Here is a 24,187-nt window from a genome sequence, read left to right on the forward strand (position 1 = left end):
ATTACCTCAGTTGGACGTGTGTTTCCAGCTATGACTGACTATACGGTAAAAACGCGTAAAATAGCTGATTTTTCACAGAACCCGAAAGAGCCGACTTCGCTTCTTTCATCAGCGGGATTGAGGTTCGGGTTTGATAATTGTAGTGCCTATTTATGTTGCTTCTATTGGATGGGGTCAGTCTTCGTTACGGGACCCAGGTACTGGCAGACAATGTCAGCGCAAAAGTTGAGCGTGGAGATCGTATATGCCTCGTGGGGCGTAATGGGGAGGGGAAATCCAGCCTGTTGCGCTTGATCGCGGGGCAAGTTGACGCGGATAGCGGCGAGATTGTTCGTGCCAGCGGTATGGTTCAAGCGGTGTTGGAGCAGGAGTTACCTGCCGATTGCCCCGACTCTGTCTACGGATATGTGGCTATGGGACTGGGTGAAATTGGCGCTGTTTTGTCGGCATACAGAGACTCCCCCACAGCTGAGCTACAAGCCAAAATCGAAGCGGCTCACGGTTGGGAGCTGCTGCCGAAAGTGGACAGTGTATTAGATCGTTTGGGGCTCGATGCAGACGAAAAGGTTGCCGATCTTTCCGGTGGTTGGCAACGCCGTGCTGCTCTGGCTCGTGCTTTGGTGGTGGAGCCGGACCTCTTGATACTCGATGAGCCAACCAACCATCTGGATATTGCTGCTGTCGAATGGCTTGAAAACTTCCTCGCCAGCTATCGTGGCGCCCTTCTGTTTGTGAGCCACGATCGCGCGCTGGCACAACGTTTGGCCACCAGCGTATGGGATTTGGATCGTGGACACCTGCGGACATTTCGCTGCAAGTTCGACCGTTACCAGGAAGAAAAAGAGAAGCTTCTTGAAGAAGAGGCAAAGAATGAAGCTCTTTTCGACAAGAAGTTGGCACAGGAAGAGGCCTGGATTCGCCAGGGCATCAAGGCTCGCCGAACCCGTAATGAGGGGCGGGTAAGAGCGCTTCAAGCACTGCGTCGCCAAAGGGAAGCGCGCCGGTCCCAGCAGGGTATAGCCAAGATGGCCCTGGATAGCGGTGAGATGTCCGGCAAATTGGTCGCTGAGCTGAAGGACGTCACTTTTGCTTATCCCGATGAGCAACCGTTGATCAGGGATTTATCATTCACGCTGATGCGTGGAGACCGCGTTGGTCTAATAGGCCCCAATGGTGTCGGCAAAAGTACCCTGATCAAACTGCTGCTGGGAGAGCTAAAGTCCCAGGGAGGGAGTGTGCGCCTGGGTACCAAGCAGCAAGTGGCCTATTTCGATCAGCGCCGGGATCAGCTGAATCCCGATTTGACTGTGCTCGATAATGTCGCCGAAGGGCGCGACTCAGTGACTATTGGTGGTAAAAGCCGCCACGTAATGTCTTATTTGGCCGATTTTCTTTTTAGTGGTGTTAAAGCCCGTACTAAAGTCAGCGCCTTGAGTGGTGGAGAGCGAAATCGCGCCTTGCTGGCAAAATTGTTTAGCCAGCCCGCCAATATTTTGGTGCTCGACGAGCCCACCAATGACCTGGATGTAGAAACCCTGGAGCTGCTTGAACAGTTACTCCTGGACTTTGGCGGAACGGTTCTGCTGGTGAGCCATGACCGTGCTTTCCTGGATAATGTGGTTGGCTCATGCCTCGCATTTGAGGGGGATGGCCGCATCCGTGAATACGTGGGTGGTTATGGGGATTTTGTGCGCCAAGGTGGCAGCTTTGTCGCTGAGCTGAAAGAAGTTAAGCCAGCTGCTAGTAAACCAAAGGAAAAGCCCCAGTCCCAGGAGGCGGCTCCGGCGAAGAAAAAGAAACTGAGCTATAAGCTTCAAAGAGAGCTGGATAGCCTGCCCGCCTTGATTGAGTCTTTGGAAGAAGAGATAGGGGCTATTGAGCAAGAGGTTGCCGACCCCAGTTTTTATCAGCAGGAGCAGGCGTTGGTGCAGGCTAAGCTGAACACCCTGACGGAAAGACAAGCCCAGCTCGAAGAGGCATTTGAACGCTGGTCAGAGCTGGAGGGGGGAGACGACTAAGTTGAAGGGGAAGCTGCAATCATTGCTGCTTCCCCCAATTTTGAAGGATTATTCGTCTTCCATATGTACCCGAATCGCCAGAACATCGCATTTGGCGCCATGGAGAACGCCGTTGGCGGTAGAGCCGAGTAGTAGTGCTAAGCCGTGACGACCGTGGCTGCCAATAATGATTAGGTCAGCTTCGATATCTTTGGCTAAGCGATGAATCTCAGTAGATGGCTGGCCGAGTATTACATGTTGGCGATCTGCGGGGATATCCAGCCGATCGGCGGCTTTTTGCAATTGCTCCTTGGCCTGGGACTGTAGCTGGTCCTGTACCTCGGAGAGGTCCATTGGGATGTCGCCGCCATAGGCAAAAGTCAGGGGCTCAATGGCGTGAAGTAAGCTTAACTCTGCACCAAATGCTTCAGCCATATCAGCGGCCCTATCAAGCACCTGGGAAGATTCTTTTGACAGGTCCAAGCCCACGAGGATGTGTCGGTATTTCGCCATAATTTACCTGCTCCTATCCCTTTTATTGACTGTGAAAAACACCCTTGTGACACCTATTTTGAGTCTACCGCAAAAAAAACCGATTGACATAGATCACGCGGAACACCGCACAATAGTCACTTTTTTCCACTGATGAGGAGTGGTTATGTCTGATTGGTTGCCGGTGATTATCGTCGGATTTGCCATCGCTTTGGTGCTGGGGCCGGTGATGTGGCTCAAGCCCAATGCCCGTGACAGCCGTCTTGCAGATTTGCGTAGCCGGGCGGCCCAGGCTGGCATTACCGTACAAATCCAAGCGCTGCCTGCGGCGTTGGGTGATGGGACCGCAGCTGTCTATTATCACCGCTGGCAGAACCGTAAAGGCCTGAGTGTGGGGTGGGTTTTGGATAAACAACGGATTGAGCACGAGCTGAATTTTTCCGGTGTTTGGGATTGGGCTGATGGCCAGCCAGCTCCGCAAGGGGCATGGAAATATTTGCGCGAGCTACTGGAAAAAATCCCTCGGGACGCCTGTGCGATTACTGCAACACCAGTGGGTCTCGGTATTCAGTGGCCTGAGTCAGGAGGCAATCAAGCCTTCCAGAAACTGATGGCGTCGCTCGACGAGTACACCCCCTTAATAGAAGAAGCTATTCGAAAAGTGAGTTCACGCGCGGCGACTGAGGGGCTGTCTTGATTGCCGTATTAGCGGTGTAAAAGAGCGTCTACTGAGTCCCATTTAGGCGGACTGCCCAGTGCCAAATTTGGTGACTGTGAGTGGAAAATTGTCAGCTTTGCTTGACCGCGCTTGAAGTGAGGCTTATATATTCGCGCAGCACAAGCCCGATAAGAGGGCTTGAAAGACTTGCAATAGCAGTAAATTTTCATTTGAAATCAAAGGCTTATGGGTAAATCACTGGTCATCGTCGAATCACCGGCCAAAGCGAAAACCATCAATAAATATCTCGGCAAGGACTTTGTTGTGAAGTCCAGTGTCGGCCATATTCGCGATTTGCCCACAGGTGGGGGCAATAAACAGCCGGTTGACGCAAAGGAGCGCGCCCGTCGCGCAGCGGAAACACGCAAGCTTTCCCCCGAGGCGAAAGAGGCTTACAAGCGGAAGAAAAACCGCGATCAGCTGATTAAGCGTATGGGGATCGACCCGGATCACGAGTGGCAAGCCCACTACGAGATACTGCCGGGTAAAGAGAAAGTGGTGAGTGAGTTACAAAAACTCGCCGAAGGCGCCGATCATATCTATCTCGCAACGGACTTGGATCGCGAGGGAGAGGCAATTGCCTGGCATTTGCGTGAAGCAATTGGTGGCGATAACGATCGCTACCGCCGGGTAGTGTTTAATGAAATTACCAAGTCTGCGATTCAGGAGGCCTTTAAAGATCCCGGCCGTCTGAATATTAATCGGGTAAACGCCCAGCAAGCGCGCCGTTTCCTCGATCGAATCGTTGGCTATATGGTATCCCCTCTACTGTGGGAAAAAGTGGCCAGGGGCTTGTCTGCGGGTCGTGTGCAATCTGTTGCGGTCCGTCTCGTGGTTGAGCGGGAGCGGGAGATTCGCGCGTTTATCCCGGAAGAGTACTGGACCCTGTTTGCCGATACGGCGACGGCAAAGGCTTCCAAGCTGCGCCTCGAGGTGAAAAAGCAGGCTGGTGAGGCTTTCCGTCCTACCAACGAAGAGCTGGCAATGAGTGCTGCCAAGCAGCTTCAGTCCAGTGAGTTTGTTGTTTCCGCTCGTGACGATAAGCCAACCAGCTCCAAGCCCAGCGCACCATTTATTACTTCCACCTTGCAGCAGGCGGCCAGTAACCGTCTTGGTTTCAGTGTGAAGAAGACCATGACCCTGGCCCAGCGCTTGTATGAAGCCGGTCATATCACCTACATGCGTACAGATTCCACCAATCTCAGTAAAGAGGCTGTGGAATCTGCACGGGATTATATTGCCGAGAATTACGGCGATAAGTATCTTCCAGAAAGCCCCAATAACTACAGCAGTAAAGAGGGCGCTCAAGAGGCGCACGAAGCGATTCGCCCATCCGATGTTCGTATCGCCCCAAATATGTTGTCCGGTGTTGAGCGGGATGCGGAGAGGTTATACAACCTGATTTGGCAGCAGTTCGTGGCCTGCCAGATGACGCCTGCCCAATTTACCTCCTCTTCAATCGTGGTCAGCGCAGGTGACTTTGAATTGCGTGCGCGGGGTCGAGTAATTCGTTTCGATGGTTTCCTGAAAGTTGCGCCACCGAGCGGCAAAAAAGATGAAGATCTGGTGCTTCCAGATGTGAAGGTAGGCGAAAAGCTATCCCTGCAACAGCTGGATCCCAAGCAGCACTTTACCAAGCCGCCTGCGCGGTTTAGTGAAGCGGCCCTGGTTAAGGAACTGGAGAAGCGCGGTATCGGACGCCCCTCCACCTATGCTTCCATTATTTCCACGATCCAGGATCGTGGTTATGTCCGCTTGGAAAACCGTCGTTTTTACGCTGAGAAAATGGGGGATATTGTTACCGACCGTCTCAGCGAAAGTTTCAAGAACCTGATGGACTACGGATTTACCGCAAACCTGGAGGAATCCCTGGATGCGGTTGCCGACGGCGATAAGGGTTGGAAGCAACTGCTCGATGAGTTTTATCAGGACTTTTCCGGGCGCCTGGAAAAAGCCCAGTCTGCCGATGCAGGTATGCGTCGCAATACGCCGACAGACACGGATATCGAGTGCACCAAATGTGGCCGCCATATGCAGATCCGCACTGGCTCCACCGGTGTATTTCTGGGGTGCTCTGGATATGCACTGCCGCCAAAAGAGCGTTGTACCAATACCATGAACCTGGTTTCTGGTGATGAGGCGGTCGATGCGGATAAGGACGAGGAAGCTGAATCCAGGTTGCTGCGGGAGAAGCGCCGCTGCGGCAAGTGCGGCACGGCTATGGATAGCTACCTGTTAGATGAGCAGCGTAAATTGCATATCTGTGGCAATAACCCGGATTGCAATGGCTACGAGATTGAGCAGGGCACTTTTAAAATTAAAGGCTATGACGGCCCCATTATTGAGTGCGATAAGTGTGGCAGTGATATGCAGTTGAAGTCTGGTCGCTTTGGCAAGTACTTCGGCTGTACCAATGAAGACTGTAAAAACACCCGCAAGCTGCTGAAAAATGGGCAGCCGGCGCCACCGAAAATGGATCCGGTTCCCATGCCGGAATTGGCCTGTATCAAAGTGGAGGATCACTATATCCTACGCGATGGTGCCTCGGGTCTATTCCTGGCTGCCAGCCAGTTCCCGAAAAACCGTGAGACCCGTGCGCCCCTGGTTAAAGAGCTGCTGCCTCACCAGAGTGAGATCGATCCAAAATACAGCTTCCTATTCTCTGCACCGACTCAAGATGACAGTGGGCGGGATACCGTAGTTCGATTTAGCCGCAAAACCCAGGAGCAATATGTTCAATCTGAGGAAGAGGGCAAGGCGACCGGTTGGCGTGCTTTTTATCGCGATGGTGGTTGGAAAGTAGAGGCCTCCACCAAGAGCACTGCTGCCAAGCGCAAGAAACCGGCAGCTAAAAAGACAGCGGCAAAGAAGTAGGTAATGAGTAACTCTTACACGATTCATGTCACTTCGGCTCTACGCAAGAGCCAGCTGTTGCTGCAACAGCCGTGGGACTTGCCTCTCCAGCGCGATGCGCTGGAAGAGGCAGCGTTGATGCAGTTGTGCAAGGCCTATCGGGCTTTTCTTGCAGAGCAGGCCGCCCAGCTTCAGCTGGGATTTGAACCGGAGTCTCCGCAGTTGATCATTGATGCGCTGGGCGTTCAGGGTAGGGCTAGTGCGGAGGCCAATGAGCTGTCCGGCCTGGTCGGCGATCCGCAGAGTTGGTTATCCCATATGCTTTACGCCTGGGAAGAGCAGCAGAAAATATCTGTGGGTGCTGATGAAAAACAGCAACAGGCTAATTTAATCCCGCTACACAACGAAGTTGCCAAGCCCGAGTTTGCACATTTGTCCAAAGAGTTATTGCTTCAGTGGCATCGTTCTCTGAGTGAGTTGGTGGTGAGGCAGCGCGCTCACTTGGATGAGTGTTAACTAATACGCTTACTCGACCTCGGTGAACTTCTGAATAGATTCGTAATATTCCTGCGAATTTTGAAGGTTGTTGATATTAGGCGCACCTCTGCGGGAAAGTCCGCTGTCCTTTGAGTGAGTCACAATAGAGTAGTTGTGGCCCACTCGACATAACCCGCAACCGGTGCAACGTGCAAAGCAATTCACTTTTCTCTTGTGATCTCTTGAGTGGTTTAGGTAATTCTTTGATATAGCGTACTGGTAATAGACTGCCTCGAAAGTCAGGAGCCAGAAGCCCTCAAATTGGATGAATGAAACTTATCGCAAGCCTGTGGTACACTGGGCGCAAACTGTTGTGCCGTGAAGGAAAAGCGAATGTCCTCCGAAACTTTTGAAATAATCGAGCTGGCTAATGGCGATGTAGCTTTGCGTCGTGCTGGCCATAAAGAGGACCCTTTGGTAAGCATTTCTTTTTCTGCAGAAAGCCTTCAGTTTCTGCGCAAGAACAAGGTTGCTGTGGCAAGGGCTATGTTGGAAGCGGGCATTGAAGCCGTACAAAATCTAGACGATCTTGAGGCTGGTTACTTCGAGGAAGAAGACGATTTAATGCCGGTAAATCATACTATTCACTAACATCAGCGTTAGTTCGAGTCTTATCAACAGCGGCCAATGGCCGCTGTTGTCGTTTTTAGGGGCTTAAGGCGTTTGGCGAATAACCCCTACGGCTAATCCCTCAATCACAAAGTTCTTATCTCTCATATCGACTTGAATTAACTCAAAGTCATCATTTTCAGGTAGCAACTGAACGGTTGCCTGATTTCCCTTGCGGCGAAAGCGCTTCACAGTGACTTCATCATCGATACGGGCAACCACGATTTGGCCATTGCGCACCTGCTCGGTCTTTTGCACTGCCAGCAAGTCTCCATCGAGAATGCCCGCATCTCGCATACTCATACCATGCACCCTCAACAAATAATCTGCGGGAGGATGGAAGAAGCTCGCGGGCAAGTCGCAATAATCTTCAATATGTTCGCTGGCGAGTATGGGATTCCCTGCAGCTACTCTACCCACAATCGGCAAGCCGGATTGGTGATCCGGAATTCGAATGCCTCGGGAAGCGCCGGCAACCATCTCAATGGCGCCTTTTCTGGCGAGCGCTTTCAGGTGTTCCTCGGCGGCATTGGGTGAGCGGAAGCCGAGCTCCTGGGCAATTTCTGCCCGCGTTGGCGGGTAGCCTGTTTCATCCAGGTAGGACTTGATCAGGTCGAGAACCTGGGACTGACGAGCGGTGAGATTGGTCATAGATTTACCTAGTTTTCTGTATTTATATACAGTTGCTGGAATTATATACAGATTTATTGTTCGCGCAATCCTCAGGTTTTAGTCTTTGTGAGCTGCTACATTGATGGAGAAAGCAAGGAGAGAAGAAAGCGTTGAAGGAACTGACAAAGAGGGAAAAATAATGTTGGATGCAAAAATGCCGGAAGCCTGGAGAGTGCTTCGTATTCAGTCTGAATTGGTAGATGGGATAGAGCGGCTGATAGCGTTAGGTGGTGCAGTGACAGTGTTTGGAGGGGCGAGATTTACAGAGGACAGTCCTGAATATCAGCAGGGGGTAAAGTTGGGAGAGTTGCTCGCGGCTGAAGGGATCCCCGTGATTACCGGTGGTGGGCCGGGGCTGATGGAGGCTTGTAACCGAGGGGCTTTCGGGCAGCCCGGCGCATCAATTGGGTTAAACATAGAGCTGCCTTTTGAACAGGCGGCAAATCCATATCAGGACATCAGTTTGAACTTCCGATACTTTTTTGTACGGAAATTTATGTTTGTAAAACACGCACTTGGATTCGTTGGACTTCCCGGTGGCTACGGCACGTTGGATGAGTTGTTTGAAGCTCTTACCTTGGTGCAAACGCAGAAAGTGCGGCGTTTCCCAATTGTGTTGGTAGGTAAGCGTTACTGGAGTGGGCTGTACGATTGGTTGGTAGATACAGTGTTAGAGCGCGATTGTATCGATGCCAGTGATCTAGACCTTTTTCATATCGTTGATAGTGTGGAGGAGGCTGCGGCCCTGATTATGAAATATATGCAGGTGAAAGAATAATTAATCGGGTGATCTTAAAATACCGAAAAAATTTTCAAAGTTATTTTTGTTAAAGCTACCCCCCGGACTAAAAGGCTATGCCGGCTGGTGGGGTGGCGTACTTGCACAAGTTGGCGGGAGATCAACTCCTGCAGTATTGATCTTACCGCCTGACATACATTTCCCTGTTATTTTTACTCTTGTACCTTGCTGAGTGGAGAGCTTAGCTGGCGGGCTCTAGATCAGTGAGAATGTGCTACTCTGGCGTCGATTAAACGTATGTTTTAAATGGTGGTTTGATACTTATGAGCCAGATAGATACGGTCAGCCGGATACTCGATGCAGCGGAAGTGCTGTTTGCTGAACGGGGTTTTCCTGAAACCTCATTGAGAACAATTACGAGCACGGCCGGGGTTAATCTGGCGGCAGTTAACTACCATTTCGGCTCCAAGAAAGAATTGATACAGGCGGTATTTGAACGCTTTTTAACGCCTTTCACTAACGCTCTGGAAGAAGAGCTTGATCGCCGTATTGCCCTGGGGCAGCCCCTGGGGGTGGAGGAGCTGATCGAATGCCTGTATCGAGTTGGGTTGGGAAGCCTTGGGCTGGAGGGAAAGGATCCACAGCGATTTATGCGTCTTTTAGGATTGGCTTATACCCAGTTCCAGGGGCATTTGCGTCGATTTATCGTATCTCGATACGGGGATACTTACCGCCGTTTTGCCGGACTGCTGGCTGAAGCGCTACCGGGCTTGGACCCAGAAACTTTCTATTGGCGCCTCTACTTTATGCTGGGAGCGACCATTTTCACACTGTCGAGCCACGATGCGATTGAGGCTATCCTGCGGGAGGATTTCGGTTCTGACAGTACCCTGACCCAGACTCTTGAGCGATTGGTACCCGCTGCTTCGGCCATGTTGAAGGTAGATAATTAGTGGGCGCACTCTTAAATCGATAAGGAACTTAATATGTCTTTACCACCCGGACCGGTCATGGTGGATATCGAGGGGCTTGAACTCACCGAGGAAGACTGTGAGTTACTTCGGCATCCGATGGTGGGCGGGCTGATCTTTTTTGCGAGAAACTATCGGGATCGCCAGCAGCTTATCCAATTGGTTAACTCCATCCGTGCGGTGCGACCAGAGATCCTGCTAGCGGTAGATCAGGAGGGTGGTAGGGTTCAGCGGTTTCGCGATGACTTTACGCGAATACCCTCAATGCAGGCCCTCAGTGCTGTCGCCAGTAACGAGCAGTTGCAGGATGTGGGGTGGCTGCTGGCCGCAGAGTTGCTGGCTGTAGGAGTGGATTTTAGCTTTGCGCCGGTTTTGGATGCGGATGACAGTCACAGCAGGGTGATCGGCGATCGGAGTTTTTGCCCCGACCCCGCCCAGTTAACCGCACTGGCTCGCCCCTTTATCCAAGGGATGCGCGAAGCGGGAATGGCCACGACAGGCAAGCATTTTCCGGGGCATGGCCACGTGCTGGAAGACAGTCATGTGGAGTTGCCAGAGGATAAGCGCTCGTTGGATCAGGTCATGGCAACCGATGCACTTCCGTTTATCGATTGTATTGGAACCCAGGAACTTACCGCGGTGATGCCGGCCCATATCCGCTTCATCAACATTGATAGCCAGCCGGTGGGATTCTCCCGCTATTGGCTGCAGGATGTATTGCGGCGACAGCTGGGATTCAATGGAGTGATTTTTAGTGATGATCTGTCTATGGAAGGGGCGGGTGCGGCCGGAGGCTATGGCGATAGGATTCGCGCAGCCCTGGAAGCCGGTTGTGATATGGGTATCGTATGCAACAATCGTGTCGGCGCTTTTGAGGCGCTGGCGGCACTGGATACCTTTGTGCCCAAACCGGAGTCCACTCATCGGTTGTCGGCTATGGGTGGCAGGCCGGTGATCGGCTCCTGGGAGGAGCTTGAGAAGAGTGCGCGGTGGCACAGAACCAGGGAGTGGTTAGCTTCCATAATGCGCTGAGATAAGTTGTTTAAAACCGTCGTCTATTGAGAAGGCGTTATACGGATATTACTGATTGTTGGTTAAAGCGGAGGGGTTCGAGTGGAGTCCGTTGAGAGTGTGCTGTTGTCCTGGCTTGGTGAGAACCGGGTCTGGATAGTTTCTGTTTTCCTCATAGTACTTGCGTCTGGGGTGTTGGCCTGGTTATTTGGCCGGTTTGTGCAGCGCATGGCCATTAAGGCGGAAAAGACGGTTAATCCCTGGGATGATGCTTTGGTTGGGGCACTCTCCCCTCCCGGGCAGGTACTGGTATGGCTGCTGGGCTTGAGTGTCGCTGCCCAGCGAGCGGGGGACGCCACTGGTGCCGAGATATTCTCCCTGGCTGCACCGACGCGGGAAATAGGCTTGATCCTGGTGATGGCTTGGTTTGCCTGGCGATTCTCACACAGCGTGGAACACAATCTGTGCGATCCGCGCTATATGGGCAAGCCGATGGATGCCACTACGGTACGTGCGATCGGCAAACTGGTCAGGGCCTCAATCGTGATCACGGCGGGAATTGTGGTCATGCAGTTCCTGGGCTATAGCGTCAGTGGTGTTTTGGCATTTGGTGGTATTGGCGGGCTTGCTGTCGGTTTTGCGGCCAAGGACCTGCTGGCAAACTTTTTCGGTGGTCTGATGATCTATCTGGATCGGCCCTTTGCGGTGGGCGACTGGATTCGCTCCCCCGATAAGGAGATTGAGGGGACCGTGGAAGATATCGGTTGGCGCCTGACCAGAATCCGCACTTTTGATATGCGACCCGTCTATGTTCCCAATGGCATCTTCACCCAGATTGCGGTAGAAAATCCTTCCCGTATGTTAAATCGTAGGATTTTTGAAACGATTGGTATTCGTTATGAAGATGCACATCATATGGCGGCAATCGTGGCGGATGTTAAAAATATGTTACAGGAACATCCGGAAATTGATTCTAATCGTACGCTTATTGTTAATTTTAATAGTTTTGCTTCCTCCTCTTTGGATTTCTTTATATATACGTTTACCCGCACTACCGATTGGGTTCGTTATCATGAAGTAAAACAGGATGTTCTATTAACGATTCTTAAAATAATTGAGGGATATGGGGCATCCTGTGCATTCCCAACCTCAACATTACATATTGCCGATATACCTTCATTAACGCGAGAGGCCGCGTTAGACAGTTGAGGAATGGGAGTGCAATAAGGTACAAATGATTAGTTTCTAATTGAGCACTATTGAAGATTTTGACGGTTAATTACGCATATTGGGAAAAACGTAGTATTTATTTCACATAGAAAACTAGACACTGGCGCTGTTTTATCTAAGAATCAGGGTACGTCCTTTGGGTATATGCTCATCGGATTAAGCAAGATAGCATTCTGCATGGAGCAGTTTGTTAACAATGGGGTGGCGTTTGCCCCTCTTGCCGAATTGAGCAGTGAGGTAAAAGAGGTAGGCGCAATAACAATAATGAGGTTTTCTCAATGAGTGATCGCGTTACAGGTACAGTGAAGTGGTTTAATAACGCACGGGGTTATGGCTTCATCACCTGTGGAGAAGGAACTGAAGATATTTTCGTTCACTATCGCAGCATTCGCGGCGAGGGCTACAAAACCCTTAATGAGGGGCAGGCGGTAGAGTTCGAAATGCAACAAGGTGACAAAGGACTGCTGGCGGAAGATGTTGTTCCCTGTGAGTGATTTATAGATCACTCGTTGAAAGAACTGTTGTCGTGTAGGGTCCTGCGGCTCAATTGACGCCGGCCCTGTCAGCGCCTCTGAAAAGCGGATCTTTATGATCCGCTTTTTTGTTTGCTACTTTGCAGTGGATATAGGCTCTTCTTCTTTAAGTTGCATTTGTGTCCCTCTTTGTAGATTCGGTCATATCCCGCCCCGCCTAAAGTCCCCAATGTAATTGTGTGTATATGAGTGAGTTTATTGTGCTCAATACCGCTGTGCTAATTATTGCTTTAATGCTCCAGGAATATTGCCCCACTGATTGCAATTTTATGTTGTTGTGGGGTGGCGGTATTTGCTTGTTTGCTGGCTGTATTTTGATTAAAGATAAATTGATTAAATATCGGTTGGGTGGGGTGTACTTGTAGTGATGGTGAAATTAATTCGTTTGAGGTGAAGAGTTTTAAAGTTATATTTAAAATAATAGCCCCGGTAAGATTTGCAGGGGCTATTGGCGAAAGTCGATTATTTAAATAAATTAACTTTCCGTACGGTTATCTTTTTCTTGGTCGGAATTAAGCATATCCATATTTTGCGAATCTTCTTTGGGTTTGGCTACAGTGCGCACTTCAATAAGAATGCCAAATGCAGGGTGGTCGATATAATGAAGTTGGCCACTACGCAAACGTCTCTCGTGTTGCAGTCTCGCAGCCTGGGCTACATATAATGGCTCTTCTTTTATAAATTCTGGCTCGCCCAGTGTGAGTGGCTCAGTTGTGTTAATTGCGCCCTGACTATTTTCGATATCAAACCCGTTATTTTGTGAATATGAATTTTCAATGTCACTGTAATTACCGGTTAGGATTTGTAGTGGCTTTTCGATTTTATTTTGTGGGCGCTGAGGAAGAAGAATACTGTGTTCCCCGGGTTGCGTATAAAAATCGCTGAGCCACAAATTAGTACTGATATGTAAATAGCGAGCGACACTCAGGGTGATAGATCCCTCAAGCTGGCTGTGGCCGCTGAGCTGGCTGCCGCCATCAATCAGAATGGCCGGGGAGTTTCTCTTGGTTTTTAAAACCTGGCGCCAGGCCTTGTGAAACAGGACCCTGTCACCAGCCCTGGAAATTGCGGCGGCTTTGTTGTCCAGCAGCCTGGGTACAGGTCTTAGCAGCAAGTTTCTTGGTGCTTGCTCAGAGTTCTGCGAACTAGTAGATGCGTCGCCCTCAAGCTCCGATGATTCAATATCGGCTGGGCCGCTCGTTTCTGGGCTCGAGATGATGTCTTCAAGCGATAACACCTCATCCTCTGTTGGCTGAGTTGGGGTGCGCAGGGTGTCAAAGTCGATCCACTTTGATGGATACTGAAGACGGGGTGCCGTCGGCCAGGTCTCTGCGGTTCTTTCCATCCCCTGGGGGCGCTCGAATACGATCATTTCTATTTCGAAAGTATTGCCAGCGTAGTTGACGGCCTGGGCACTGGTTGCTGCCAGCGTGAGTGCCAGGGTTGAGCAGAGGCTAATTATCCTTTTCATGGGTTTACCACTTAAACAATTCTATTTGGGTGCCGAGGGTGTCATTGCCGACAGGCCGTTTAAGCGGGAGTAGGAGACTAATTAGTTTTGCCGCCAGCTCCCGCCGCTGCCTGCCGGATGGTATCACTGTGCAAGCTTTTCCAGAACTTCGTTAATTTCCTGGAGCTTGCGATCAGTACCCTCCTCATCGAGACTGAAATTCAGTTGGTTTGCGCCGGCCAGCTGGTAGCGTCCCGGCTGGGTTTGCACCATCTTAACCAAAGTGAGCGGATCTACACGGGTATTCTCCGCAAATTCGATACGCCCTCTTGCCGCAGAGGCCTCAAGTTTGCGGATGCCCATATTCTCGGCCTTTAACTTGATCTCCGTGGTGCGGAACAAGTGTTTTACCGATTCCGGCAGTAGCCCGAAACGGTCGATCATCTCTACCTGAAGTTCTTTCAGTTGCTGCCCGTCGGTGGCATTGGCAATGCGTTTGTACATGATCAGACGGCCGTGGACATCGGGCAGGTAGTCCTCGGGAATCAGTGCAGCAACCCGCAGATTGACGTCCACCGCAGGGGATTCGAGGGGTTCGTCAATATTCGGTGTGCGGCCCTCGCGAATGGCCTTCACGGCTTTGTCGAGCATCTCCATATACAAGTTGAAGCCAACACTCTGAATCTGCCCGCTTTGTTCCTCACCTAGCAGTTCGCCTGCACCGCGAATTTCCAGGTCGTGGGTAGCCAGGGTAAAGCCTGCACCTAAATCCTGGGCCTCGCTAATCGCTTCCAGGCGCTTCACGGCGTCATTGGTCATGGAGCGCTTGTTGGGCGTCAGTAGGTAGGCGTAGGCCTGGTGGTGCGAGCGTCCCACGCGACCGCGCAACTGGTGAAGCTGGGCCAGGCCGAACTTGTCTGCGCGCTCGATCAGTATCGTGTTGGCTGTGGGGACGTCGATACCGGTTTCGATAATGGTGGTACAGACCAGGACATTAAAGCGCTTGTGATAGAAGTCACTCATTACCTGTTCCAGCTCCCGTTCGCGCATCTGGCCGTGGCCTATGCCGATGCGGGCCTCGGGAATCATCTCCTGTAGCTCCCGCGCGATTCGCTCAATGCTTTTGACTTCGTTGTGCAGGAAATACACCTGACCGCCGCGCAAGATTTCCCGCAGGATAGCTTCTTTTACCAAGGCATCATCGCGCTCGCGCACGAAGGTTTTCACGGAGAGACGCCGTGCTGGTGGGGTGGCGATCACCGATAGATCGCGAATACCGGCCATGGCCATATTCAGGGTGCGGGGAATAGGGGTGGCGGTAAGGTTGAGGATATCCACCTCGGAGCGCAGGCTCTTCAGACGCTCCTTCTGCCGGACGCCAAAGCGGTGCTCTTCGTCGATAATCAGCAGGCCGAGATTTTTAAAGTCCAGATCGCTTTGCAGCAGCTTGTGGGTGCCAACCAGGATATCCACCTTGCCGCTGGCAACCTTCTCTTTCACGCTGTCCACTTCCTTGCCGGAGCGGAAGCGGGAGATCACCTCGATATTGATCGGCCAATCGGCAAAGCGATCCTGGAAGGATTGATAGTGTTGCTGGGCCAGCAGGGTGGTGGGAACCAGCATGGCCACTTGCATACCTGCGTGGGCCGCGACAAATGCAGCCCGCATGGCCACTTCTGTCTTGCCGAATCCCACGTCGCCGCAAACCAGTCGGTCCATCGGCTTATCTGAGAGCATATCCCCCAGAACTGCCTCGATGGCTTGTTGTTGATCTGGAGTTTCCTCGAAGGGGAAACCTGCGGAAAACTCCCGGTAGGCCAATTGAGGGTTATCGAAGGCATGGCCAATACGGGCTTCGCGGCGGGCGTAGATATCCAGCAGCTCCGCAGCCGCATCGCGGACTTTCTCGGCGGCTTTGCGTTTGGCTTTTTGCCACTGTTCACTGCCCATTCTGTGCAGCGGGGCCAGGGCTTCATCGGCACCGGAGTAGCGGCTGATCAAGTGCAGGCTGGCCACCGGTACGTAGAGTTTGGCATCGTCGGCATATTCCAGGGTCAGGAATTCTGCCGGTTGCCCGCCGATCTCCAGGTGCTGTAGGCCGCGATAACGACCTACGCCGTGATCAATGTGAACGACGGGAGTGCCCATGCGCAGTTCAGCCAGGTTTTTAACCGCGTTGTCCGCTTCATCTTTGGCTTTTTTACGGCGGCGTTGCTGCAGTACCCGTTCACCAAATAACTGCGGTTCCGCGATCAGGTTGATTTGCGGGTCCTCAAGCAGCAGCCCTTGATCGATGGGGGCTACGGTAATGCCGATAGTGTCCTTTGCGGCGAGGAAGTCCTGCCAGCTTTGGAAGCTGGGAGGGCTGAGCCGTATGCCCTTTAATAGCTCCAGCAGTGCCTCGCGGCGCCCGCTACTTTCAGCACAAAAAAGCACCCGACCGGAGTATTCCATCAGGTAGCTTTCCAGTGCAGCCAGGGGTTGTTCGGACTTGCCATCTACTGGCAGTGAGGGGGGTACGGAAGTGTCAAAATTACAGTTGCCCTGGGCTTCCGGAAGACTCTCCGCAGAGAAGATTGCCCGGGGCATGGACTTCAGGGCACCGTTAAGCTCATCAATTTCCAGTAAAATCTGGCGCGGTGGCAATATGGGACGGGTCAGGTCGCCGCGACGACTTTCATAGCGGTTGCTGACTTCGCGCCAGAAACTGTCGAGCGCCTGCTGGATATCCCCCTGCAAAAACGCCTGACTGCCCTCGGGCAGGTAATCGAACAGGCTGGAGCAATTGCCGTCGAAGAATAGGGGCAGGTAGTACTCGATACCCGCCGGGGCAATTCCCGCGCTGATATCCTGATATATCGGTACCTGGCTGGGGTCGCTGTCGAATTCGCCGTGCCAGTTTTGCAGGAATCCCGACAGGGCGGCCTTGTGTAAAGGAAATTCCCGTGCAGGTAAAAGGTGAATGGTTTTCACCTTGTCGATGGTGCGTTGGGTTTCCGGGTCAAAGGTGCGCAGGGATTCAATTTCATCGTCGAAAAGATCGATGCGGTAGGGTAGGGGGCTACCCATTGGAAAAATATCCATCAGTGAGCCGCGCACAGCGAATTCACCGTGTTCGTAGACGGTGTCTACGCAGTGGTAGCCGGCCTGCTCCAGCAGTCTCCGCTGGATATCGATATCAAACTGCTGCCCCTCCTCCAATATGAGCGCATTGCCAGCAATATAATTGCAGGGTGGTAGCCGGTGCATCAGGGTGCTGACTGGGATTATGACGATCCCGGCCCCCATTTTCGGCAGCTGGTAAAGGGTGGCGAGGCGATCCGAGATGATGTCCTGGTGGGGAGAGAAGGTGTCGTAGGGGAGAATTTCCCAGTCGGGAAAATGGAAAATTTCCAGCTCCCCGTTTTCCCCCTTATCTCGCCGCGCTTTGTTAAAAAATTTCAATTGCACCTCTAAACGGTGCGCTTCGAGACTGTCCTTTGTGATTAACAGGGTGGGCGCTTTGTTATTGCGTGCCGCGTTGAGGATGGCGAGCGCGGCAGCTGCGCCATGCAGTTGTCCCCAAAATTGTCGGTCACTGGAGGAGCGAAACTTCGGTGGGGTCAGGGGCTGTATTTCTGTCATCTTTCCTTATATATCCGCGCATTCATTCGAGATGTCTTCGAGGTCGGCTATTGTAGCCGCGAACAGTTTTGCTTGCAGGGAATGTTAACCCTGCCTGTGTTTCCAGTCGGGAACAACTACGCTTTTTTATGGATTGCGCAATGTCGCTCGGGTGGACTACAAAAAGGTAGTTTTACTACATTTTTTTGGCTCTTTTTTGCTCAGTTGCGCAGTGTAAAGCGAACACTATAATGCGCAGCCATGCGGTCCTGAGTGGTTTCAAGGCCGTATTTCTTGCCTACTAAATACATTGCAGAGGTGTCCGATAGTGACTCAGAAGCGACCGAAGCCCGCGGACTTTTTCAAGGACTGGAAACAGCGTGAAGCACTGGCTGAATCCATGATCCCGATGATTGGAAAGCTCAACCGTGAGAGCAACGTCGGTATTTATATGTACGGCCGCAACCTGGTTAATCGCTCAGTGCTGAGCATTATGAAAGCGCACCGTTTCGTGCGTCAGGTTGAGGAAAATGAACTCTCCGAGTTTGAAACCTTCCCTGTATTGGAAGCCATCTGCAAGATGGAGCTGGGTCCCGTACATATCGACCTGGGAACCATGACCAACAAGTACATGCGCGACGATCGCGGCTTGTCTGTGGACGAGTTTGTACGTGAAGAGCTGTCCGACGCAGCGGGTGCCGGCAAGCCTCTGCCCGAATCCAAAGATGTTGTGATCTACGGTTTTGGTCGTATCGGCCGTCTGGTTGCCCGCCTGCTGATCGACAAGGCTGGTAGTGGTGATGTTCTGCGTCTGCGCGCTATCGTACTGCGCAAGGGCAAGGCCCCCAACGATTTGGTGAAGCGCGCTTCTCTGCTGCGTCGCGACTCCGTACATGGCGCCTTCCAGGGCACTATCCGTGTGGACGAGGAGACCAACTCCCTGATCTGTAACGGTAACGAAATCAAGATCATCTACGCCAACTCCCCTCAGGAAGTGGATTACACCCAGCACGGTATCGACGATGCGATTATCGTTGACAGCACCGGTGTATGGCGTGATGAAGAAGGTCTGAGCCAGCACCTGCAGAGCCCAGGCGCTTCCAAGGTGCTGCTGACTGCACCGGGCAAGGGCGATATCAAGAATATCGTTTACGGTATCAATAGCAGCGACATCAAGCCGGAAGACAAGGTACTGTCCGCCGCTTCCTGTACCACTAACGCCATCGTGCCTGTCCTGAAAGCGATGATGGATGGCTACGGCGTTGAGCACGGCCACGTAGAAACCGTACACGCCTACACCAACGACCAGAACCTGATCGACAACTACCACAAAGGTGAGCGTCGCGGTCGCGCAGCAGCGCTGAATATGGTTCTGACTGAAACTGGTGCTGCCAAGGCGGTTGCCAAAGCGCTTCCCGAGTTGAAAGGTAAGCTCACCGGTAACGCAATTCGCGTTCCGACCCCTAATGTTTCCATGGCGATCCTTAACCTGAACCTGGGTAAAGAGACCACCAAGGAAGAGCTGAACGAATACATGCGCGATGTGGCACTGCACTCGCCGCTGCGTCAGCAGATCGATTTCACCAACTCCCCGGAAGTGGTGTCCAGCGATTTTGTTGGCTCCCGCGTTGCCTGCGTATTCGATTCCACTGCGACTATCGTGGATGGCAAGAACGCTGTGCTCTACTGCTGGTACGACAACGAGTTCGGATATAGCTGTCAGGTAGTTCGCTGCCTGGAAGATATGGCTGGTGTTCGTTACAAGTTGTTCCCGCAAGAGGACTAAGGCGTCACGCCTCCTCGCCGCAGTCGGTACCCAGATCCGGCTGCGGGGTTTCGGCGACTGTTCCAGTCGCCGCACCATATCTCCCCAAATCCCTGTTTTTTCAACAGAAATTTCCAATCTTAGTGCCACTTAAAGACTTTCCAGACTGGTAATGACTCTGGCCCATCTTTATAATGCGCGCGATTTTGCGGGGCGGCCGTGCGCCGAGAAGTTAGCGCGCACATCCTTTTTAGTTAGCTTCCTTCCTCCCGGTTCACGGGTGATACGGCATAAGCCCTCGCAGCACGGAATTCCACAATAGGACCCGTCATCCCAGGTATGGGACGGTGGGTCCTATTGCAATTTTTTAAACTAGAAACTTAGGCATAGGCGTATGAGAAAGATCCGTCGGGGATTGGACTTACCCATATCCGGCGCGCCCGAGCAGGTCATTCAAAAAGGACCTGCGATCAAGACCGTTGCTGTTCTCGGCCCCGATTATCACGGGATGAAGCCGACAATGGCAGTGGCTGTAGGGGATCGCGTCAATCTTGGTCAGCTGTTGTTTAGCGACAAAAAAACTGAAGGCGTGCGCTACACAGCGCCTGCTGCCGGTCGTGTTGTTGCGATTAACCGTGGCGCTCGTCGTGTTCTGCAATCCGTCGTGATTGGCATAGACGGCGATGCAGCGGAACAGTTCCAAAGCTACAGCGCAGATAAACTGTCTGGTCTTACTCGCGAACAGGTCGTTGAAAACCTGGTTGAGTCCGGCATGTGGACCGCACTGCGCACCCGCCCGTTCAGCCGCGTTCCCGCCCTGGACGCTGAGCCGGTAGCTGTGTTTATCAATGCGATGGACACCAACCCTCTGGCAGCCAATCCAGAAGTAGTGATTGCTGAGAATCCCAAAGCCTTCTCTCAGGGCGTTGAGGTTCTTTCCAAGCTGGCAGAAACCACTTACGTCTGTACTGCTCCAGATACGGATATTCCAGTACCGAACGCAGCGAATATTCGCCGCGAAACCTTTGCCGGCCCCCATCCGGCAGGTCTGTCCGGTACCCACATCCACTACCTGAAGCCAGTTTCTGGCAACCGCAGTGTATTTACCATTAATTACCAGGATGTGATCGCTGTAGGCAAACTGTTTACCACCGGTAAGCTGTTTACCGATCGTGTCGTTTCCCTGGCAGGCCCTCAGGTCAAGCAGCCGCGTCTGCTGCGCACCCGCCTCGGTGCCAGTCTGGAAACCCTGACTTCTGATGAGCTGAAAGGCGATAACGATCGCATCATCTCCGGCTCTGTATTCGGTGGCCGCACCGCTGCTGGCCCGATGGCTTACCTGGGTCGCTACCACAACCAGATTTCTGTACTGGAAGAGGGCGATGAGCGTCCGTTCCTGCACTATCTGCGTGCTGGTAATAAGCGTTTCTCTGTATTCCCGATTTATCTGTCGCGCCTGGTGAAGAACAAGCTGTTCAACTTCACCACCAGCACCAACGGTTCTGAGCGTGCCATGGTACCGGTCGGTAGTTATGAGAAAGTCATGCCGCTGGATGTACTGCCCACTCAGTTGCTGCGCTCCCTGATCGTTGGCGATACTGCAATGGCGCAGAAGCTGGGCGCACTGGAGCTGGACGAAGAAGATCTGGCGTTGTGCACCTTTGTGTGTCCGGGCAAGTACGAGTACGGCCCCATTTTGCGGGACAACCTGACCCGTATTGAGAAGGAGGGGTAAGTATGTTGCGTAAATTCCTCGATTCGATCGAACCCAAGTTTCACAAAGGCGGTAAGTTCGAAAAGTTCTACGCCCTGTTTGAAGCGATTGACACCGGTCTGTTCCAGCCGGCAGACAAGACCAAAACCACTGCTCACGTGCGCGACGGTATCGACCTGAAGCGTATTATGATCACCGTTTGGGCTTGTGCCATGATCCCGGCGTTCTACGGTATGTGGAATATCGGTTTCCAGTCCAACACCATTCTGGAAGGTATGACCAACCCGGATCTGTCCGGCTGGCGTCACGCCATTATCGGCGCTCTGACTTCCTACAACCCAGCTAGCCTGTGGGACAACTTTGTCTACGGCGCTATGTACTTCCTGCCTATTTATGCGGTTACTTTTATTGTGGGCGGTATCTGGGAAGTCCTGTTTGCTGCGGTGCGCGGTCACGAAGTCAACGAAGGCTTCTTTGTAACCTCCATCCTGTTCGCCTTGACCTGTCCGCCGGATCTGCCTCTGTGGATGGTGGCTATGGGCATCAGCTTCGGTGTGGTTATAGGTAAGGAAGTATTCGGTGGTACCGGCAAGAACTTCCTCAACCCGGCTCTTACCGGCCGTGCCTTCGTATTCTTTGCCTATCCGGCAGCAATGTCTGGAGATGCGGTTTGGACTGCGGTTGACGGTTATACCGGTGCTACTGCGCTGTCTGTTATGGCCAGCGAAGGTATCCAGAACGGTATCGTCAATGCTGCTGTTGGCCAGGTAACCTGGTTCGACGCTTTCTTCGGTCAGATCCATGGTTCCATTGGTGAAACTTCTACCCTGGCTATCCTGATTGCCGGCGTAATCCTGATGGGCATGAAGATCGCCAGCTGGCGCATCGTAGCCGGCACTCTGCTGGGCATGATGGCCACCTCTTTCATGTTTAACATGATTGGTTCCGAGACCAACCCGATGTTCCAGGTACCCTGGTACTGGCACCTGGTAGTGGGCGGTTTTGCCTTCGGTCTGATCTTTATGACTACGGACCCTGTATCCGCTGCGATGACCAACACCGGTCGCTGGTGGTACGGCATCCTGATCGGGGTGATGGTTGTCCTGATTCGTGTGGTGAACCCGGCCTTCCCGGAAGGCATGATGCTGGCGATCCTGTTCGCCAACCTGTTCGCTCCGCTGTTTGACCACTTTGTGGTGCAGTCCAATATCAAACGGAGGTTGGCACGTGGCTAATAAAGATTCCGTAACCGGTACTCTGATTGTCGCGCTGGTAATGTGCCTGGTGTGCTCCGTAGTGGTATCCACCGCTGCGGTAATGCTGAAGCCTGCCCAGCAGGCGAATGCCGAGCTGGACATGAAGCGCAACGTACTGATGGCTGGCGGCCTGTTGAAAGACTCTCACGCTGATAAAGCGGAAGTCGAAAAGGCCTTCGCCGACGTAAAAATCAAATACGTCGACCTGAATACCGGTAAGTTTACCGATCAGGCTCCGGCTGGTGGCAGCGGTCGCGCTGCTGCCAAGATCCCGTCTGACAGTGAAAAACTGCCGGCTGACGAGGACACTGCCAAAATTATCCGCCGGGAAAATACCAAAGAGGTATACCTGGTAGAGAAAGACGGCAAGCTGGACAAGATCATTCTGCCGATTCGCGGTTATGGCCTGTGGGGCACCCTGTACGGCTTCCTCGCTCTGGAGAGCAACCTCGACACCGTAGCGGGCCTCGGCTTCTACGAGCACAAGGAAACTCCGGGACTGGGTGGTGAAGTTGACAACCCCAACTGGAAGGCCCAGTGGATTGGTAAGAAAGTCTTCAACAACCAGGGCGACGTGGATATCGCAGTGATCAAGGGTCAGGTTAACCCCAACAGCCCAGACGCGATTCACGAAGTAGATGGTCTGTCTGGTGCAACTCTGACCAGTAAGGGCGTTAGCAACCTGGTGAACTTCTGGTTGGGTAACCAGGGTTATGGTCCCTTCCTGAAAAACCTGAAAGCAGGGGAGGCATAAGCATGAAAATTAAAGATACTCTGCTAGAGCCGATTTTTAACAACAACCCGATCGCGCTGCAGATCCTGGGTATCTGTTCTGCACTGGCTGTTACCAGCTCGCTGCAGGTTACCCTGGTAATGTGTATCGCACTGACCTCGGTTGTGGCCTGTTCCAACGTTGCGGTATCCCTGATCCGCAAACAGATCCCGAACAGCATCCGTATCATTGTACAGATGACCGTGATTGCCTCTTTGGTAATCCTGGTGGACCAGCTGATCAAGGCCCTGGCTTACGACATCTCCAAGCAGCTGTCTGTATTCGTTGGTCTGATCATTACCAACTGTATCGTTATGGGCCGTGCGGAAGCCTTCGCTATGAAGAACCCGCCGCTGCCCAGCTTCTTCGACGGTCTTGGTAACGGTCTGGGATACAGTGTGATCCTGATCGGTCTCGCGGTGGTTCGTGAACTCTTCGGTGCCGGCAAACTGTTCGGTGTAGATATCTTGACTACCGTGAGCAACGGCGGTTGGTATATCCCCAACGGCCTGCTGCTGTTGCCGCCGAGTGCATTCTTCCTGATCGGCCTGTTCATCTGGGCGATCCGTGCCTGGAAACCGGCACAGGTGGAAGAAGATGAGTTCAAGATTGCGCCTAATTCCCAAGCGCAGGAGGCCTAATCCGTGGAACATTATATTTCTTTGATTATCCGCGCCGTTTTCGTTGAAAACATGGCGCTGGCCTTCTTCCTCGGTATGTGTACCTTCCTGGCGGTATCGAAGAAGATCGAGGCCGCTATTGGGCTGGGTGTTGCGGTTATCGTGGTGCTGACTCTGACAGTACCGGTGAATAACCTGATCTACACCTACCTGCTGAAAGACGGTGCACTGGCCTGGGCCGGTTACCCCGACGTGGACCTGAGCTTCCTCGGCCTGTTGTCCTACATCGGTGTAATTGCGGCACTGGTACAGATCCTGGAGATGTTCCTGGATAAATATGTACCGGCTCTCTACAACGCGCTGGGTGTATTCCTGCCGCTGATTACCGTGAACTGTGCCATCATGGGTGCTTCCTTGTTCATGGTTGAGCGCGAGTACGCGTTTGGCGAGAGTGTTGCCTATGGCTTCGGTGCCGGCCTCGGCTGGGCACTGGCGATTACCGCTCTGGCCGGTATTCGTGAAAAGCTGAAGTACAGTGACGTTCCGGATGGCCTGAAAGGTCTGGGTATCACCTTCGTAACTGTTGGTCTGATGTCCCTGGGCTTCATGTCCTTCGGCGGCATCGATATCTAAGCGGGGAAAACA

At 52.6% G+C, this 24,187-nt stretch carries 20 protein-coding genes; 16 read left to right on the forward strand and 4 right to left on the reverse strand.

Translation table 11 applies throughout. The features are described 5' to 3' along the window. Positions 1-152: 152 nt before the first annotated feature. A complete protein-coding gene (locus ACJJIE_RS02980) occupies positions 153-2,018 on the forward strand; it encodes an ATP-binding cassette domain-containing protein (protein ID WP_444893498.1) in 1,866 nt (621 codons plus the stop codon). Positions 2,019-2,066: 48 nt separating this feature from the next. Here the strand turns inward: ACJJIE_RS02980 and ACJJIE_RS02985 are convergent, their stop codons facing one another. Then, on the reverse strand, positions 2,067-2,510 hold the full coding sequence (locus ACJJIE_RS02985; RefSeq protein WP_282932316.1) for a universal stress protein: 444 nt from the start codon (positions 2,508-2,510) through the stop codon (positions 2,067-2,069). A gap of 145 nt (positions 2,511-2,655) precedes the next feature. Between ACJJIE_RS02985 and ACJJIE_RS02990 the strand changes: the two genes are divergently transcribed. From ACJJIE_RS02990 to ACJJIE_RS03005, 4 genes are all read left to right on the forward strand, one after another. Beyond that, entirely contained in the window at positions 2,656-3,186 is a 531-nt protein-coding gene (locus tag ACJJIE_RS02990) for a hypothetical protein (RefSeq protein ID WP_282932317.1), read from the forward strand. 207 nt (positions 3,187-3,393) lie between these two features. Continuing rightward, positions 3,394-6,081 (forward strand): type I DNA topoisomerase, encoded by a 2,688-nt coding sequence (gene topA / locus ACJJIE_RS02995; RefSeq protein ID WP_444893499.1) that lies wholly within the window; start codon positions 3,394-3,396, stop codon positions 6,079-6,081. Positions 6,082-6,084: 3 nt separating this feature from the next. Beyond that, a complete protein-coding gene (locus tag ACJJIE_RS03000) occupies positions 6,085-6,576 on the forward strand; it encodes a DUF6586 family protein (RefSeq protein WP_444893500.1) in 492 nt (163 codons plus the stop codon). A 354-nt stretch (positions 6,577-6,930) separates the two neighbouring features. Continuing rightward, entirely contained in the window at positions 6,931-7,188 is a 258-nt protein-coding gene (locus tag ACJJIE_RS03005) for a hypothetical protein (RefSeq protein ID WP_282932320.1), read from the forward strand. Positions 7,189-7,251: 63 nt separating this feature from the next. Here the strand turns inward: ACJJIE_RS03005 and lexA are convergent, their stop codons facing one another. Then, a complete protein-coding gene (gene lexA, locus ACJJIE_RS03010; RefSeq protein WP_444893501.1) occupies positions 7,252-7,857 on the reverse strand; it encodes a transcriptional repressor LexA in 606 nt (201 codons plus the stop codon). Between the two features lie 160 nt (positions 7,858-8,017). Here lexA and ACJJIE_RS03015 point away from each other — a divergent pair, with 160 nt between their 5' ends. The 5 genes from ACJJIE_RS03015 to ACJJIE_RS03035 all read left to right on the forward strand — a co-directional run bounded on the left by ACJJIE_RS03015 (position 8,018) and on the right by ACJJIE_RS03035 (position 12,323). After that, positions 8,018-8,656, forward strand: a complete 639-nt coding sequence (locus ACJJIE_RS03015) for an LOG family protein (protein WP_282932322.1) — start codon at positions 8,018-8,020, stop codon at positions 8,654-8,656. A gap of 284 nt (positions 8,657-8,940) precedes the next feature. Then, the gene (locus ACJJIE_RS03020; protein ID WP_282932323.1) at positions 8,941-9,570 is read left to right on the forward strand and encodes a TetR/AcrR family transcriptional regulator; all 630 of its coding nucleotides are present in this window, start codon (positions 8,941-8,943) and stop codon (positions 9,568-9,570) included. Between the two features lie 33 nt (positions 9,571-9,603). Continuing rightward, a complete protein-coding gene (nagZ, locus tag ACJJIE_RS03025) occupies positions 9,604-10,620 on the forward strand; it encodes a beta-N-acetylhexosaminidase (RefSeq protein ID WP_444893502.1) in 1,017 nt (338 codons plus the stop codon). Positions 10,621-10,701: 81 nt separating this feature from the next. Further along, positions 10,702-11,808, forward strand: a complete 1,107-nt coding sequence (locus ACJJIE_RS03030) for a mechanosensitive ion channel family protein (RefSeq protein ID WP_282932325.1) — start codon at positions 10,702-10,704, stop codon at positions 11,806-11,808. 299 nt (positions 11,809-12,107) lie between these two features. Further along, on the forward strand, positions 12,108-12,323 hold the full coding sequence (locus ACJJIE_RS03035; RefSeq protein WP_020413094.1) for a cold-shock protein: 216 nt from the start codon (positions 12,108-12,110) through the stop codon (positions 12,321-12,323). Between the two features lie 514 nt (positions 12,324-12,837). Here ACJJIE_RS03035 and ACJJIE_RS03040 read toward each other — a convergent pair. Next, entirely contained in the window at positions 12,838-13,833 is a 996-nt protein-coding gene (locus ACJJIE_RS03040; RefSeq protein WP_444893503.1) for a CsiV family protein, read from the reverse strand. A gap of 123 nt (positions 13,834-13,956) precedes the next feature. Beyond that, complete coding sequence (mfd, locus tag ACJJIE_RS03045) at positions 13,957-17,436, reverse strand: transcription-repair coupling factor (RefSeq protein ID WP_444893504.1); 3,480 nt, start codon at positions 17,434-17,436, stop codon at positions 13,957-13,959. A 304-nt stretch (positions 17,437-17,740) separates the two neighbouring features. On the opposite strand from mfd, the gene ACJJIE_RS03050 reads away from it, so the two are divergent. The 6 genes from ACJJIE_RS03050 to nqrE all read left to right on the forward strand — a co-directional run bounded on the left by ACJJIE_RS03050 (position 17,741) and on the right by nqrE (position 24,175). Continuing rightward, the gene (locus ACJJIE_RS03050; RefSeq protein WP_444894742.1) at positions 17,741-19,201 is read left to right on the forward strand and encodes a glyceraldehyde-3-phosphate dehydrogenase; all 1,461 of its coding nucleotides are present in this window, start codon (positions 17,741-17,743) and stop codon (positions 19,199-19,201) included. Positions 19,202-19,574: 373 nt separating this feature from the next. After that, positions 19,575-20,915, forward strand: coding sequence for a Na(+)-translocating NADH-quinone reductase subunit A (locus ACJJIE_RS03055; protein ID WP_444893505.1), 1,341 nt, complete (start codon positions 19,575-19,577; stop codon positions 20,913-20,915). A 2-nt stretch (positions 20,916-20,917) separates the two neighbouring features. Next, on the forward strand, positions 20,918-22,129 hold the full coding sequence (locus ACJJIE_RS03060; RefSeq protein ID WP_108733655.1) for an NADH:ubiquinone reductase (Na(+)-transporting) subunit B: 1,212 nt from the start codon (positions 20,918-20,920) through the stop codon (positions 22,127-22,129). Next, positions 22,122-22,904, forward strand: coding sequence for a Na(+)-translocating NADH-quinone reductase subunit C (locus ACJJIE_RS03065; protein WP_282932330.1), 783 nt, complete (start codon positions 22,122-22,124; stop codon positions 22,902-22,904). The genes ACJJIE_RS03060 and ACJJIE_RS03065 overlap by 8 nt, the downstream gene beginning before the upstream one ends. A gap of 2 nt (positions 22,905-22,906) precedes the next feature. Then, positions 22,907-23,563 (forward strand): NADH:ubiquinone reductase (Na(+)-transporting) subunit D, encoded by a 657-nt coding sequence (locus ACJJIE_RS03070; RefSeq protein WP_282932331.1) that lies wholly within the window; start codon positions 22,907-22,909, stop codon positions 23,561-23,563. Between the two features lie 3 nt (positions 23,564-23,566). Beyond that, positions 23,567-24,175, forward strand: a complete 609-nt coding sequence (gene nqrE / locus ACJJIE_RS03075) for an NADH:ubiquinone reductase (Na(+)-transporting) subunit E (RefSeq protein ID WP_020413086.1) — start codon at positions 23,567-23,569, stop codon at positions 24,173-24,175. Positions 24,176-24,187 lie beyond the last annotated feature (12 nt).

The organism is Microbulbifer maximicatervae (SeqCode) (genome assembly GCF_052467325.1).

Excerpts from the sequence above, each read along its gene's own strand:
- ACJJIE_RS02980 (WP_444893498.1), top strand. The coding sequence starts at position 153 with ATGTTGCTTCTATTGGATGGGGTCAGTCTTCGTTACGGGACCCAGGTA.
- ACJJIE_RS02985 (WP_282932316.1), bottom strand. The coding sequence starts at position 2,510 with ATGGCGAAATACCGACACATCCTCGTGGGCTTGGACCTGTCAAAAGAA.
- ACJJIE_RS02990 (WP_282932317.1), top strand. The coding sequence starts at position 2,656 with ATGTCTGATTGGTTGCCGGTGATTATCGTCGGATTTGCCATCGCTTTG.
- topA (WP_444893499.1), top strand. The coding sequence starts at position 3,394 with ATGGGTAAATCACTGGTCATCGTCGAATCACCGGCCAAAGCGAAAACC.
- ACJJIE_RS03000 (WP_444893500.1), top strand. The coding sequence starts at position 6,085 with ATGAGTAACTCTTACACGATTCATGTCACTTCGGCTCTACGCAAGAGC.
- ACJJIE_RS03005 (WP_282932320.1), top strand. The coding sequence starts at position 6,931 with ATGTCCTCCGAAACTTTTGAAATAATCGAGCTGGCTAATGGCGATGTA.
- lexA (WP_444893501.1), bottom strand. The coding sequence starts at position 7,857 with ATGACCAATCTCACCGCTCGTCAGTCCCAGGTTCTCGACCTGATCAAG.
- ACJJIE_RS03015 (WP_282932322.1), top strand. The coding sequence starts at position 8,018 with ATGTTGGATGCAAAAATGCCGGAAGCCTGGAGAGTGCTTCGTATTCAG.
- ACJJIE_RS03020 (WP_282932323.1), top strand. The coding sequence starts at position 8,941 with ATGAGCCAGATAGATACGGTCAGCCGGATACTCGATGCAGCGGAAGTG.
- nagZ (WP_444893502.1), top strand. The coding sequence starts at position 9,604 with ATGTCTTTACCACCCGGACCGGTCATGGTGGATATCGAGGGGCTTGAA.
- ACJJIE_RS03035 (WP_020413094.1), top strand. The coding sequence starts at position 12,108 with ATGAGTGATCGCGTTACAGGTACAGTGAAGTGGTTTAATAACGCACGG.
- ACJJIE_RS03040 (WP_444893503.1), bottom strand. The coding sequence starts at position 13,833 with ATGAAAAGGATAATTAGCCTCTGCTCAACCCTGGCACTCACGCTGGCA.
- mfd (WP_444893504.1), bottom strand. The coding sequence starts at position 17,436 with ATGACAGAAATACAGCCCCTGACCCCACCGAAGTTTCGCTCCTCCAGT.
- ACJJIE_RS03055 (WP_444893505.1), top strand. The coding sequence starts at position 19,575 with ATGAGAAAGATCCGTCGGGGATTGGACTTACCCATATCCGGCGCGCCC.
- ACJJIE_RS03060 (WP_108733655.1), top strand. The coding sequence starts at position 20,918 with ATGTTGCGTAAATTCCTCGATTCGATCGAACCCAAGTTTCACAAAGGC.
- ACJJIE_RS03070 (WP_282932331.1), top strand. The coding sequence starts at position 22,907 with ATGAAAATTAAAGATACTCTGCTAGAGCCGATTTTTAACAACAACCCG.